The organism is Ruegeria arenilitoris (genome assembly GCF_013031355.1).
Lineage (GTDB): Bacteria > Pseudomonadota > Alphaproteobacteria > Rhodobacterales > Rhodobacteraceae > Ruegeria > Ruegeria arenilitoris_C.
In genome coordinates this window covers 1-13,606 of the sequence record NZ_WPZO01000006.1, presented here as the reverse complement: position 1 = coordinate 13,606, position 13,606 = coordinate 1, and the positions used below count along the sequence as shown (strand labels likewise).

Annotated in this window: 11 protein-coding genes; 10 read left to right on the top strand and 1 reads right to left on the bottom strand. The window is 55.1% G+C overall.

The genetic code is table 11. The features are described from left to right. Nucleotides 1–38 precede the first annotated feature (38 nt). The 8 genes from GOX63_RS14790 to GOX63_RS14755 all read left to right on the top strand — a co-directional run bounded on the left by GOX63_RS14790 (nt 39) and on the right by GOX63_RS14755 (nt 8,552). Nucleotides 39–926, top strand: a complete 888-nt coding sequence (locus GOX63_RS14790; RefSeq protein ID WP_170546248.1) for a MurR/RpiR family transcriptional regulator — start codon at nt 39–41, stop codon at nt 924–926. Further along, on the top strand, nt 923–2,011 hold the full coding sequence (locus GOX63_RS14785) for an aromatic ring-hydroxylating oxygenase subunit alpha (RefSeq protein ID WP_170546246.1): 1,089 nt from the start codon (nt 923–925) through the stop codon (nt 2,009–2,011). The genes GOX63_RS14790 and GOX63_RS14785 overlap by 4 nt, the downstream gene beginning before the upstream one ends. A gap of 19 nt (nt 2,012–2,030) precedes the next feature. Next, nucleotides 2,031–2,849 carry a hypothetical protein gene (locus tag GOX63_RS14780; RefSeq protein WP_170546244.1) on the top strand — a complete coding sequence of 273 codons (819 nt, stop codon included), beginning with the start codon at nt 2,031–2,033 and terminating at the stop codon, nt 2,847–2,849. Between the two features lie 19 nt (nt 2,850–2,868). Then, nucleotides 2,869–3,609, top strand: a complete 741-nt coding sequence (locus GOX63_RS14775) for a sulfotransferase family protein (RefSeq protein ID WP_170327299.1) — start codon at nt 2,869–2,871, stop codon at nt 3,607–3,609. A 17-nt stretch (nt 3,610–3,626) separates the two neighbouring features. Further along, nucleotides 3,627–4,010 (top strand): carboxymuconolactone decarboxylase family protein, encoded by a 384-nt coding sequence (locus GOX63_RS14770; protein WP_170327300.1) that lies wholly within the window; start codon nt 3,627–3,629, stop codon nt 4,008–4,010. 196 nt (nt 4,011–4,206) lie between these two features. Continuing rightward, a complete protein-coding gene (locus tag GOX63_RS14765; protein WP_170327301.1) occupies nt 4,207–4,677 on the top strand; it encodes an aminoacyl-tRNA deacylase in 471 nt (156 codons plus the stop codon). A gap of 219 nt (nt 4,678–4,896) precedes the next feature. Then, nucleotides 4,897–8,214, top strand: a complete 3,318-nt coding sequence (locus GOX63_RS14760; protein WP_170546241.1) for an ATP-binding protein — start codon at nt 4,897–4,899, stop codon at nt 8,212–8,214. A 92-nt stretch (nt 8,215–8,306) separates the two neighbouring features. Continuing rightward, nucleotides 8,307–8,552, top strand: coding sequence for a hypothetical protein (locus tag GOX63_RS14755; protein WP_170327303.1), 246 nt, complete (start codon nt 8,307–8,309; stop codon nt 8,550–8,552). 74 nt (nt 8,553–8,626) lie between these two features. Here GOX63_RS14755 and GOX63_RS14750 read toward each other — a convergent pair whose 3' ends face one another. Beyond that, nucleotides 8,627–9,589: a M15 family metallopeptidase gene (locus GOX63_RS14750; RefSeq protein ID WP_170327304.1), complete on the bottom strand. Its 963-nt coding sequence runs from the start codon at nt 9,587–9,589 to the stop codon at nt 8,627–8,629. A 673-nt stretch (nt 9,590–10,262) separates the two neighbouring features. On the opposite strand from GOX63_RS14750, the gene GOX63_RS14745 reads away from it, so the two are divergent. After that, a complete protein-coding gene (locus GOX63_RS14745; RefSeq protein WP_170546238.1) occupies nt 10,263–11,552 on the top strand; it encodes a M16 family metallopeptidase in 1,290 nt (429 codons plus the stop codon). Nucleotide 11,553: 1 nt separating this feature from the next. Then, a complete protein-coding gene (locus GOX63_RS23665) occupies nt 11,554–12,942 on the top strand; it encodes a hypothetical protein (RefSeq protein WP_217356203.1) in 1,389 nt (462 codons plus the stop codon). The last annotated feature ends 664 nt before the right edge of the window (nt 12,943–13,606 follow it).

Below are 13,606 nucleotides of genomic sequence, written 5' to 3'. Positions count from 1 at the left end.
CTCGACAGGCTAATTCCACAAATGTACCATCGTCAATCATGAATGACACAAATGTATCATCAGCCGTTCTGGACCGCCTCTCCGAGGAGTGGGATGCCCTCACTCCCGAGGCGCAGAAAGCCGCGCGCTATGTGCTGGAAAACCCAACGGACGTTGGGGTTTCAACCGTGCGAGAGATTGCCGAGGCCGCCAAGGTCAAACCCAACACCTTCGTGCGTATGGCGCGGCAGGTGGGGTTCGAAGGCTATGAGGATTTCCGCGCCCCGTTCCGGGATGCGATTCGGCAGGGCGGCGTGTCCTTTCCTGACCGCGCCCGCTGGCTGCAGGATATCGGCAAGTCCGGAGAGCTGGGCGGCCTTTACGCCGATATGGTCGGCGCAGCGATCCGCAACATCGAAGAAACCTTTGCCGGGATCGACGCCGCGCGCCTGAAGGCGGCGGCCGAAGACATATGGAATTGTCGCCAGATTTTCACGCTGGGCGTCGGCGTCAACAATGCCAACGCGCGCAACTTCACTTATTTGGCCTCGACCGGGATGAAGCAGTTCCACGCCATCCCGCGCCCCGGCTCGACCCCGGTGGACGATCTGGCCTGGGCTGATGAGCAGGACGTGCTGATTGCGATCACCTGCCACCCCTACCGGACCGAAGTGATCGACGCGATCAAGCTGGCGCGGCAACAGGGCCTGACCGTCGTCGGCATTTCCGACAGCCCGGCCAGTCCGGTCATCCTGAACGCGCAGCACGGCTTTGTCGTTGCTGCCGACACACCGCAATTTTTCCCGTCCTCCGTTTCAACCATCGCGTTGCTGGAAACGCTGCTGTCCTTCGTGATCGCGGTCTCCAGTGACGAGATCGTCGAACGGGTGGAGCGGTTTCACCAACGCAGACACCAACTTGGCCTCTACGCGGAGGAGCCCGAATGAACGCACCCCTGACCCATTCACTGGACGCGCGCTATTACACCGATCCTGCGGTTTTTCAGCAGGAAATGCAGGGGCTCCTGTCCCGAACGTGGCAATTCGCGGGCCATGTGGCGCAGGTGCGGGAAACCGGCGACTATTTCGCCTTTGAGATCGCCGGACAGAGCCTGTTCTGCATTCGCGGCCGCGACGGCGAAATCCGCACCTTCTACAACGTCTGCCAGCACCGCGCGCATGAGATGGTCACCGGTGCAGGCAACACCCGCGTTGTCGTCTGCCCCTATCACGCCTGGACCTATGAACTGTCGGGCCAGCTGCGGGCGGGTCCAAACATCAAATCCGTCCCCGGTTTCGACCGCAGCGCGATCTGCCTGACCTCGGTCCGCACCGAAGTGTTCAACGGCTTCATCTTCGTCAACCTCGACGATGACGCCGCCCCGATGGACGAATGGTACCCCGGCGTGCGCGAGGAAATTCGCGCTTTTGTTCCGCATATCGACGATCTGGAACCGCTGGAATGGGTCGAGATCCCGGAACACTGCAACTGGAAGGTCAGTATCGAGAATTACTCGGAATGCTACCACTGCCCGACCAATCACCCGACCTTTGCCGAAGGCGTGGTCAAACCCGAGACCTATGACATCCAGCCCGACGCGGATGGCGGTTACGTGTTGCGCCATACGACGGAATGCCAAAGCCTCGACAAGATGACCTATCCCGTCGATCTGTCGGTGCCCCATGCGGGTGATTACCAGTCCTGGTTCCTGTGGCCGATGTTCTCATTCCAGTGCTATCCGGGCAATGTGCTGAACACCTATCACTGGCGCGCAAACGATGCCGATCACTGCACCGTCTGGCGCGGCTGGTACACCGAGGGCGGATCCGAGAGCGCGGTAATCCGGCAACTGGCCGTGCAGGATCGCGAAACCACGGTCGAGGAGGACATTCGTTTGGTCGAATCCGTCCATCGCGGCCTGAAATCCCGCGGCTACCGCCCCGGCCCACTGGTACTGGACCCCGGTTGCGGCGTGATGTCGGAACACTCGATTGCCCGGCTGCAGCAATGGATGCGCGAGGCGGTGGATTGATGATCGCGGTGATCCGCCCATGCTGATGCCCGAAGAGTGGCGGCCGGAACACAAGCTGTTCCCGCATCAGGTGGGCTTCACCTGCCCGCCCTTCGATTTTGATGCTGCGCCGTCGGATTTCCTGCGGATGTGCCCCGAGACGGTCGGCGTGCACGGGTGGATGCTGCATGTGCCGGACTATGTGCACGGGCTGGATCAGCGAAAGCAGAACTTCGGGATGCTTGAGGATTTCGTCCATTGCATGTCTCGCAACGGTGTCGATGTCTGCGGGCAGGTCGGGTCCAACTGGGTCCATGCCTGCGGGTTGGGGGTCGAGGGCGTCCGTCAGCACTGTGCCGACCTGTCCGACAAATACGGCACGCAGTTTCACATGGCCGGTTACGCGATGGTCGAAGCCTTGCGCGAGATGAATGTGGAAAGGGTCGCCCTGAACGCCGCCTATCACTGGCCCGAATGGTGGCAGGGCACGGTCGGGTTCCTGCGTGAGGCCGGGTTCGACGTGCTTTATGCGGGCAATTTCCATGATCAGGGATGGTTCGCCACGCAGGAAGAGGTGAACAGCTGTCGCTGGGTCTTTGACGGTGAGCTGGCGCTGAAAAGCTTTGAATACGTCGCCGATCAGGCTCCGCAGGCCGATGCGATCCTGATCAACGGGATGTGCAATTTTCGAACCGGCCTGAAGGGTCTGCCACAACGTCCGCTGCATCTGGCCGATACGCTAGAAGCTGCACTTGGCAAGCCAGTGATCGGTCACGACATCGCGCTTTATTGGCGCATCTTCAAATCGCTCGGCCTGTCACCGGACACGCCGCATGGCCAGCTTTTGAAACGGCTTTAGAACCGGAGATCCCAAAACCATGCACAAAATCCTCGCGCTCTGGGCGGTGCCCCGGTCCACCTCGACGGCCTTTGAATGGATGATGCGGCAACGCGGTGATCTGGATTGCCTGCACGAGCCTTTCGGCGAGGCCTGGTATCAGGGCGAAGACCCGCTGTGGCACCGGTTTCAACCGGGTGACGTGACAACGCCCGGCCTGACGCTGGGCAGCGTGTGGCAGGACATTCAGGCGCGTGCGCAAAAGGGGCCGGTCTTCATCAAGGATTTCCCGCATTACATCAACCACATATGGGATGCAGAGTTCCTTTCGCATTTCACCCATGCCTTCCTAATCCGGGACCCGGCGAAAACCATCACCTCGATGTACAAACGCTGGCCTGACTTCGCCGAGGGCGAGGTTGGCTTTCCCGAACAACGCGCCCTGTTCGACTTGCTGACTGCGTTGAACGGCACCCCGCCGCCGGTGATCGACAGCGATGACCTGCTGGAAGACCCGCACGGCATGACGCAGAGGTTCTGCGACGCCGTCGGCATTCCTTTCATTGAAGACGCCCTAAACTGGGAGGCGGGCGGCGACCCGTCGGCCCATAGCTGGTGGGACGGCGGGTCCTTCCACGCCAATCTTGCAAACTCGACCGGCCTTGCGCCGCAGCCGCGAAAATATATCGAAATCGACGGTGCGCCGGACCGGGTGAAACAGGTGCATCGCCGGATGAAACCGCATTATGATCACCTCTACAAACACCGCCTGACGCGCTGAAGCACCGGAGACCTCACATGGCAGATATTTTCGACGAAGACCTTTTCCTCAAAGGGTTGGAGCAACGCAAAGGCACTCTGGGCGCCGAATACGTGGAAAAGAACCTCGCGGCCGCGGATGATTTCACCCGCCCGTTTCAAGAGGCGATGACCGCCTGGTGCTGGGGCTTTGGCTGGGGCGACGACGTGATCGACGCGAAAACCCGGTCGATGATGAACCTCGCGATGATCGGAGCGTTGGGTAAGATGCACGAGTGGGAGATCCACTGCAAAGGCGCACTGAACAACGGCGTGACCAAAGAAGAGATTCGCGCCATCATCCACGTGGTCGGCATCTACTGCGGCGTGCCTCAGGCGCTGGAGTGTTTTCGGGTCGCGCGAAAGGTGCTTGAGGCGAGTTAGGTCCACAGGGTGGCTTAAGCAGGTTTAAAGGCGTCGCGTACTGTTCCCTTCCAGCCCTTTCCAGCCGAGCACGAATCCTTTCCCTTGCCCGATCCGACCAATCAGCGCACAATAAAGCCTCACATACAATTGCGCCCTAGTTGCGCACCATGACACGTTTCGCGACCGGGACGCCTTCGATGATACGGAGGGCTAAATGACCATTGCGACTCGTCTAAAACATCATCTGGATGCCCAAGGGCTTCCGTTTGACACCGTTCCCCATCCTTATGCCGCAACCGCCGCCGAATGCGCCGAAGCGGCGCATGTCCCCGGTGACCACCTCGCCAAATCGGTTCTGATCCACATGGAGGAAGGTCCTCTGCTTGCGGTTCTGCCCAGCAATCACCGGGTTGACCTGACCGCGCTTCAATCGATGATGAACCGCCGTCTTGGCTTGGCGCCGGAATCCGAAATGGATGGTCTGTTCGATGATTGCGCCCTTGGTGCGGTGCCGCCTGTAGGCGAAGCCTATGATTTGCCGACCGTTGTCGACGACAGCCTGACCGGGCTGGACAAAATCTGGTTCGAGGCAGGGGATCACAAAACCCTGATCGAGATGCGCGGCAAGGATTTCGACACGCTAATGAAAGATGCGCCTCATGGGGCATTCTGCTGTATGCACTAAGGACCGGGTGAATTCTGGCAAACCGGTATCGGGTCCAACCCAGTAAATGGTGATGACCCCCTTGACCAAAGCCACATCGGAGTACTTCATTGAGAAGGAAGTACTCCGTATTTCGACGGGACCTATGGGGGGTCCTTGAAAGGCCAAGCAAAAAGGGGGATGCGCGCTGGCTGGATGCAGGCAAGGGCTCTGCTGAAGCAGCAAGCAAGACAATCAAAAATGTCCGATATCGCGGTCTGGCTGGAAAACCACGGTTTGTCCAAATACGCCAGAGCCTTTGAAGAACACGAAATCGAACTCGGTGATCTTACAGAGTTGACCGACGAAGATCTTGTCACGATCGGGCTTCCTCTGGGTCCGAGACGGCGATTTATGAAAGCCGTTCGTGCCGGCGCAGACGGGGGGCGTCGTCCACAAAACACAGCACTCGGCCCCGCCATTGTGGCAGAGCGACGGCAACTGACCGTCATGTTTATCGATCTGGTCGGATCCACCGAAATCGCCCAGCGTGTCGACCCGGAAGACTTGGCCGAGGTCCTGCGGCTGTTCAAGGAAACATGTGCGGCGTCTGTTGCTGCCTTTGATGGTCACATCGCAAGCTATTACGGCGACGGGATCATGGTCTTTTTCGGGTTTCCCCATGCCCACGAGGATGATCCGGAGCGCGCCGTTCGTGCGGGCCTGCGGATCATAAAAGAAATCCCGGACATCCGGACCCATGCGAAACTGAACGTCCGAATTGGAATCGCGACCGGGCTGGTTGTCGTCGGAGATTTGCGCGGCGAAAAGATGTTTGAGGACGGGACCGCGATGGGCGAGACGCCAAATCTTGCCGCACGTCTGCAGGCAATGGCCGACCCCGGCACGCTGATTATTGCACCCAGCACGCATCAGTTGGCCGGGGACGCTTTCGAATACGTTTTGCGCGGCGCATTCAAGCTCAAGGGGTTCGCCAAAGAGGTCGAAGCCTGGCAAGTGACCGGAACACGGGAAACTGTCAGCCGGTTCATGGCGCTGGACGATGTGCAATTGAAGCCATTGGTCGGTCGCGCGGCTGAATATGGGACGCTGAACGAAAAGTGGAAACTGGCCAGCGGTGGTCAGGGACAGGTTGTGCTGGTGTCGGGTGAGCCGGGCATTGGCAAGTCCCGGCTGGTTGAAGAACTACGAAAAAACGCTTCGGGGGTGTCGCACACTCAAACCCGGTATCAGTGCTCACCTTATCATTTTGCGAGTGCGTTTTATCCCGTCATTCGTCAGTTCGAGATCGTGGCGGAACTTCGCCCCGACGACTCAGACGAAACAAAGCTCAACAAGATATCTTCGGTCCTGGGGGATCCGTCCGACCATGTGTTAAAGCTGGCCGCGTCTTTGCTTTCTGTTCCCTTCGAAGACCGATTGGGACCGCTGGATTTGACGCCTCAGAAAATCATGGATCAAACGCTGGGGATGATGCTGAAGATTCTGGCGTCTATGGCTGCGGAGAAACCGGTGCTTCTTTTGTTTGAGGACGCGCATTGGGTTGATCCGACGACCAAGTTGCTGCTGGATCAGATCGTGGATCGGATCAAAGACCTTCCTGTGTTGGTTGTGATGACATTCCGGCCCGAATTCGACCCGGGCTGGGCGCTGCAATCGAACCTAACGAAAGTTGTCTTGAGGCAACTGGATTTCCATCAGGTAAAAAGCATTGTGGACGAAGTTGCCCAAGGTCAGTCCATCTCGGATGAGATGTATGAGGTGATCGCCGCCAGATCTGATGGTGTCCCGCTTTACGTCGAAGAAGTGACAAAAGACCTCTTGGAATCAGGCGCTTTGATGGAAGACCACGCAGCCCAACCGGTTGGCGCATCGTCTCCGGCAAGCCCGGTTCCCAGCACATTGCATGATGCGCTGATGGCGCGCCTCGACCGACTGAGTTCGGCCAAGGAGGTGGCTCAGATCGGCGCGGTCATCGGCCCTCAGTTCTCCTATCCGTTGATCGCCGAGGTTTCGCGCTTTGGCGAAAAAGCGTTGCGTTCAGCCCTGGAGCTTCTGGTGGACGCGGGCATTGTCACAACTGCCGCGACAGACGGCCTGGAAACCTTCAGCTATCGCCATGCCCTTATTCGTGACACGGCCTACAACAGTCTGTTGAAAAGCGAACGACGGGTCCTGCACGCGCGCGTCGCTGAGACGCTCAATCAGGAAGCACTTCACATAGGGGATGCCAGCCCGGAAATTCTGGCCCATCACTACACAATGGCCGGGATGAGCAAGCAGGCCATCGACTGCCGCCACCTTGCGGGCCAGCGTGCGGTTCAGCGTTCAGCAAACATTGAGGCGAACACACAGCTTTCCCTGGCAATCGAGCAATTGCGAGAGCAAAGCCAGAGCGACGACCGTGACCGAAAGGAAATCGAGATTCAGGTTCTCAGAGCGGGTGTTCTGCGCTCAACGGCCGGAATAGCCGCCGATGAAACCGGTTCTGTCTACGAACGGATTAGGGACCTGTGTGAACGCGTCGACGAAACCGAGCACTTGTTTCCGGTGTTGAACGGTTTGTATTCGTTTCATTTGGTGCGTGCCGAATACGATCTGGCCAGAAATGTTGCCGGAGAGTTGCTGAAACTGGCGGGAACGACCGGTGAAACGCAGCATCAGATGGTGGCGCATCGGGCGATGGGTGCCGTGCTGTTTCACATTGGTGAACTGGACCGGGCCTACGAGCATTTGAAGCAGGCGCTCGACCTCTACAGCCGGGAACGGGATGGGCATCTGGCTTTTATCTATGGGTCGGACCATGCCGCGATCACCTCGTGTTTCCTGAGCCTGGCCATCTGGATGCGCGGCGCGCCGGACAAGGCACTGGAAGTTCAAAAGCAAGCGGTTGCTGCCGCCCGAGAGCTTGAACATGCCCATAGCATCGCGCAGTCACTGACCTACCTGTGCATGCTGCACCTTCTGCGCCGTGAACCCGACCAGGTCATTGAAGCTGTGACCCAACTTGAGGAACTAGCCTCTAAACACTCCTTTACATTCATGTCCGTGACTGCAGCCCTCTGGCGCAGTTGGGTGGATGCCTTTGTTTCACCCGCCCCGGCGACGATCCGCGCGTTGCGAAACGCGGCAGAAGCTTGGTGGGCCAGCGGGGCGGGAAATTACAAGCCGTTCTTCCTGACTTTGATTGCCGAACTCACTCTTGAAACGGGTGATCAGGACGGTGCCCTGGAATTGCTGGCCGAAGCACGCCAACACCAAAACCTGACGAATGAGGGCTGGGCACAAGCTGAAACCGACCGGGTCTATGCACTGGCAATTTCCCGGAATGGTCCCGCCGAAGCAGAGTTTCACAAAGCTCTGCAAACCGCGCAGCAACAACACGCGAGGATGTTCGAACTCCGAACTGCAGTGGACTACTTTAGAGCATGCACAGAAATCGGGTCGCCCGCGGCCTCTTCCGCACTAAGCACTGCTTTAAAAACAGTCACAGGAGGCGAGCATACGAGCGATGTAACCGATGCTCGTGCATTGCTTGATGAGGTAACGGCGGGCTAAATGCCAAATGCTCAGAGGCTCATCCAGCCTCTGGATTTCTTCCCCTGGCTGAATCAAGGTTGCCGTACTGTTTCGACAATCAGGCAGGGATCATGCAGCGCCTTTATCAACTCATCCAATATGTTGCGCCTATCGTTGGGCTTGTCGGCATCACAATGATCATCATCGGTGTAAGAGGTAAGCCGCAGAACTGGGCGCTGGTCCAGCAAAGCTTACCGCTCATAATTTTGGCGCTTGTCTTCCGGCCAAGGCCCGGTCATCCGATGCACGAATTGATGGGCATGCGGGGTAGCAGTTGGATCGGAGGGTCACCCATGCTGCCGAAAGCTATGGAATGACCGCTTCCGGTCAGCCAGACAGAAACGGCTGTATTCGCCTGTGACATAAACACTTGAGTTTTGGCACAATGATTTTACAGGACGCCATCGCTTATCCATCTTTGAAGCAATTGTTCGCTTACTTCGAAGTGCATCGAATCTTCACCGGCGAACCCTCCTCCCCAAACCCATCCATTCTTTATGTAAACAAGAGCGACGCGATACAGCTGGACATCCACCTTTTCATCACCGAAGCGATCTAGTTCACCATCCAAGTATAAGTCGATTGCTGTGCCCCAACTGTGAGAGCCTGCAGTCGATGAGGAGCCACGGACCCTGCGAACGCATAGCGTTCCAGCGCTACCGATTTTGAACAAAATGTGTGGGTGCTTTTCCTCTATCTCGGAAAAAACCTTCTCAAGCGATTGAATTGCGGGAGCCAGTAGATGTACCCGCAAATCACCAACTTCTCCGACTTGCAGTTTTGCCTTCAACGCCTCGTTGGTAACCGGTTCGCAACTATCACTTAACTCTTCGCGCGGCTTTCCCAAATTTTCTTTCAAAAACATTCTGCTCGGAGCTTTCAAACTTCCGTTTATTTCTGACCGATTAATTCCTAGCTCGTCAAAACTCACTGTCCCAGACGATGCCCCGGGGCCTTCACCGGGCGTGATATTCTGGTAATACTCTTGGATACTGGCAACTGTCTCGGAATCTTGAACGAGTTCAGTGTCGATTAAAAACTCAAGATTTCGTTGAACTTGTTCAGGTTCTCCGATCTTGATCATTTCCAGAATGCGTTCTCGCTCAGCGGCACTCTCAGCCAGTTTGATTTCTCGTTGGTGAGCGGTAGCCGCTGCGGCGCGCTCAAGATACGAACTGTAATAGATAATAAACGCATTACCCATTGCCCCGATTGCTGCCGCGAGAATTGCGACTACTAGCGGCGACTTCCACGAGTTGTTCTTAGCTTGTGCAATATTGTACTCTAACTCACGCTCCTTGACGCGCGCTTCGCGATCTAGGATTTCAAGTTTCTTGAGCTCTATGTCAGACAACAACATCACCCCGCGATACTTCTAAGAATGTTAGCCGAGGTGGACCTACTCGTTCAACAAACGCTGAAGTTGTATTCTGGACAAAAAACCTGCATTCAAAACCTTCCTGCCCAAAAAGGTCGTTTTGTCTCTTTGGAGCACTCAACCGAAATCGTCAGAAATTCTTGTGCCACAAGCCGTTGACAGAACCGCCTTAGATATTGCCAGGTCTTTGACTACGCTTGAGGACCGGACCTTTATATAACGTGCACCATACGACACTAAGGGCTCAGTGTCGCCGTCCGCAGTTCTTCGCATCAGTGCCCGCTCTGAGCTTAAAGCGGACATTCGCAACTAGACTTTGCAAATCCCTAGAAGCCAAAAAAACTTTCACCAGCTTTGAATCAATGACTTTGCCTGTCACAAAACAGACATTGCCCTCGTAGCTTTTGGAGAAGAACCTTCGTTCGCCGCTGTTGTATTAAATACGACTTTTGGCCGGTCAATCCACACAGGGCTGAGGCACTCATTCTGGAGTTTTTTGGTTTCGATTCGAACACAGTTCGACAAGTTTTCAGTTGGCCGCTTGAAAAAGCACCTTGAATCCCACAAGCATTCGGCAAGTCACTGCCATTTTCGTTCAACGCCTGATGGCAGAGTTTTTGTCCTCAGTGACAAAGTTCAAAGGATCAGGATGCGCGCATTCGTATTGTTTTTTTCGCTTGTCTTCTGGGTGTTTGCTGGAACTGCTCAAGCTCAAAGCGTCATCCCTCTTTCTGAGAAAGGCGGATTATTTGCGGCCTACGTGGTCCCGAGGGATGATTTCGACCGTGTGGACGTTCAGTTAATTGTTCTGTCGGGGGAGTATGATGATCCAGAACCATCCGGCACGGCACATTTAACTGAGCACTTGGCCGCGTTTTCAGCGGACGCCACAATACTCAGAAAGCCCCGTGAGCGCGATATCTATGCGACAACGCATAATGTATCGACGGTATACACGAATTCCGGCGTACCTTCTGACATAGAAATGTTGTTGCAGCTGTCTCGGGCCGTTCTTGACACGCCGTCGCTGCCGGCAGGATTTGCGGAAAGCGAAATTGATATCGTTCAACGGGAAACACAGTTGCGCGAAAGACAGTCTCCGCTCCGCTGGCTCCGAAGAATTGCGCTTCAAAACCTCTATGGCAGTCTGCGTGGTCGGGCAAATAACACCATCGAAGATCTTCCCAAATTGAACCTTGAGACGGCCTATCAGTTTCACGAAACACATTATGCACCATCCAATGTGACGTTAATCGTGTCGGGGAAAATTGAACCGGAAAAAGCCGAGGAACTCGTTGCTCGCATATTTGGGGACACAGAACCTTCTGAGACGCCTCAGAAACCCTGGTTGGACCACAAACCGGATCCCGAGCTCAGGTTTATTGAACGCATCAAGTCGGACAAGCTGGCGCATGACACAGTCCAGTTTGCGAAATTCGTGGACTTCGAAGATCGGTCAACCAGCATTGATATGCAGGGCGCATTTTTCATCGCCAGCGATATTTTGAAAGAACGGCTCTACAAGGCCCTGTACTATCAAGACGAGCGCTTTTTCAGCGTCGACGCCGACTGGTTTCTTGCCAAGAATGCTGACCTGGAACTTACCATAGATTTGCACCTGATGCCCGGTTTCAGCTTGGATGCGGCGCACAGCCATCTGACAGAGACTCTGGCCAATTTGTTGAACGAACCGATCACCAAGGATGAGATCAATCAAGCACGCCAGATGCAGGTCGTTGCGGCCCGAAATGCTACGCGCCGACCCGTAGCGTTTCTATCATTCCTGAAGAATGTGGCTTCTGATGGCTTCCCCCCTATCACCCCGTCGGTATTTGTCGACATCTTGAACGATACAACAGATCAGGACGTTATTGATTTTGCCGAAAAGGTCATCAAGCCAGCAGCGACATCTGTCGTGTTGGCCGAAAAAGCAGAGTAACATGCAAACACTTAAAGGCCGTTTCATTGCCACTCTCTTTATGGTTCTCAGCCTGCTCTCTGTTCAGCAGGTCCGGGCAGAGCTGATCGCAACGACTGGCGATGCGAATATTGCTTTTCTGACGCCTCTGAAGAACGGTATTTCGGAACTCACCTTGGTTTGGCCGATTGATCGGCCGACAACAGAACGGGTGGCTGCCTTGCGTGCTGGTCTCGCAAGTGTCGTGTCAGGAGGAACATCAAGCCGTTCCTCCCACAAGATTGCTAAGTACAAGCAGTTGAAGGGGATCAGGCATTACGTCGAAACAAGTCACCATAATCTGATGCTCACTGTCTCGGCGCCAAACGAAGTCTTTCCAGAGACCCTCGTCCACCTCGAAAACCTCTTGCTTGAGCCGGAATACTCGGACGGCTGGTACGCAAGAGAGCTGCAGTATACCAGCCCTACCCAGTCTACCAGGACCAGAAGGCCAGAACATGTTCTGAATGAAGTGGCGGATTTCCTCGAGTACGAACCTGATGAAGCGGAAACAGAGGTTGGCGATGGCAAATTTCGTTTCGGCCAGCCCATTCAGGCAATCCTAAGATCTGGAGATGAAGAAGTAGAACGCCGCACCATTCGACTGGTCAACAAGCTTCCCCGCCCGAAAGGAAAGTGGGAATTGCCTTTCGCAAAATGGGCTGAAGCCTTGATGGGTACGAACGAAGAAGCCTTCACCCTTCCGACGGGCGTCATTCACTTTGCCGATCCCGACTCTACCGAGATGCTGATCCTTTTTGTCAAAGCAGAAGAGTTTGCAGATGAGGCAGACCAGGTTGGGACAAATGTCTTGGTAGATTACATCGGCGCGAACCAAGGGTCCGAGATGTTTCGGATCATCCGCCAGGAAATGCGCGCGGCTTACGATCCACGCTCAGACTTCGTTGTGATGGGAAAGAAAAAGGCAATTATCTCACTAAGCGCGACAGTTGAGGCGGTAAGGTGGCCGGAGATCCATGAGAAAATAATGGACATTTACCAGAGTGTCCGCAGCGGGAAGATTGAACAGGAAGGTTTGGAGATTCAGTTCGGTCAGTTGGACCGGACTTACTATCGCGACTTTTTCACCGAACCTGTCTGGGGAACACGGCAATATCTGCACGAGTATCCCGAGGGGGCAGACGGCACTATAGAAATTCCGCTTTTTGGAGTGTTTCAAACACTGTCGCTGAAGGAGACAGCAGCAAACTCGCAAGAACTTTTGCCGCCTTTGGACGATTTCCTTCTCATTCTGATCGGAGGAGGAAACTCTCCTTCGGACGCCCTTCAGTCAAAAGGTTACTGTTCGCAGCCGAAAAGCACCCCTTTAAGGTTTTGCCTTGATGTTCTTTCCAATGCTGAAAACCTATAGATGAAACGTAGTATTTGTTTAGATTGCGCTTTCAAGCGGCAGCGTTAGCCTGTGCAAGGCTCATTTTGCGCGTAAATCGGCCCAAAGGAGTTCGTGCAGTATCCTGAAATTGACCCTTCATTTTCGGTCGGAATTATCAAAATATACAAGATCCCGTATTGTCTAACTGGATTCATTTTTCGACTGTGCCAACGCGGTTAATAGTTAGGGCTTGCTTTGGCAAACAGACATGGGCTTCCGCGAAACCTTCCAGCCCCAATCAAGCGAAAAATCCGTCAGCGGTCCAAGTTTGGGTGTGTAATTTGTCGAGCCGCCGTTTACGACTATGAACGTATCGACCCTGAATTATACGACGCGAGTATTGCGACGGGATCGTTGTAGTTAAAATTGTTTCGGCACCCGCTCAGACATTGCGATTTTCGGTACGAGTTTCTCCGTGCAACCTTTGAAACAGTGAACCCTAACTTTTGAGCGATTAATCTCTGTTGCGTATTCACCGCACGGTTTATTCGCATCCTGATGTTTCCACAGTGCTTCCAGTTGTGTTGGCGCAAAGCAAAAAGCCTCGTGTGATGCGAGGCTAAGTGTTTGATTTCCGACCTGGAAGATTGGTTGCGGGAGCAGGATTTGAACCTGCGACCTTCAGGTTATGAGCCTGACGAGC

What these genes read in the sequence shown, in the direction of transcription:
- GOX63_RS14790 (WP_170546248.1), top strand. Translation starts at nt 39, where the DNA reads ATGAATGACACAAATGTATCATCAGCCGTTCTGGACCGCCTCTCCGAG.
- GOX63_RS14785 (WP_170546246.1), top strand. Translation starts at nt 923, where the DNA reads ATGAACGCACCCCTGACCCATTCACTGGACGCGCGCTATTACACCGAT.
- GOX63_RS14780 (WP_170546244.1), top strand. Translation starts at nt 2,031, where the DNA reads ATGCTGATGCCCGAAGAGTGGCGGCCGGAACACAAGCTGTTCCCGCAT.
- GOX63_RS14775 (WP_170327299.1), top strand. Translation starts at nt 2,869, where the DNA reads ATGCACAAAATCCTCGCGCTCTGGGCGGTGCCCCGGTCCACCTCGACG.
- GOX63_RS14770 (WP_170327300.1), top strand. Translation starts at nt 3,627, where the DNA reads ATGGCAGATATTTTCGACGAAGACCTTTTCCTCAAAGGGTTGGAGCAA.
- GOX63_RS14765 (WP_170327301.1), top strand. Translation starts at nt 4,207, where the DNA reads ATGACCATTGCGACTCGTCTAAAACATCATCTGGATGCCCAAGGGCTT.
- GOX63_RS14760 (WP_170546241.1), top strand. Translation starts at nt 4,897, where the DNA reads ATGTCCGATATCGCGGTCTGGCTGGAAAACCACGGTTTGTCCAAATAC.
- GOX63_RS14755 (WP_170327303.1), top strand. Translation starts at nt 8,307, where the DNA reads ATGCAGCGCCTTTATCAACTCATCCAATATGTTGCGCCTATCGTTGGG.
- GOX63_RS14745 (WP_170546238.1), top strand. Translation starts at nt 10,263, where the DNA reads ATGCGCGCATTCGTATTGTTTTTTTCGCTTGTCTTCTGGGTGTTTGCT.
- GOX63_RS23665 (WP_217356203.1), top strand. Translation starts at nt 11,554, where the DNA reads ATGCAAACACTTAAAGGCCGTTTCATTGCCACTCTCTTTATGGTTCTC.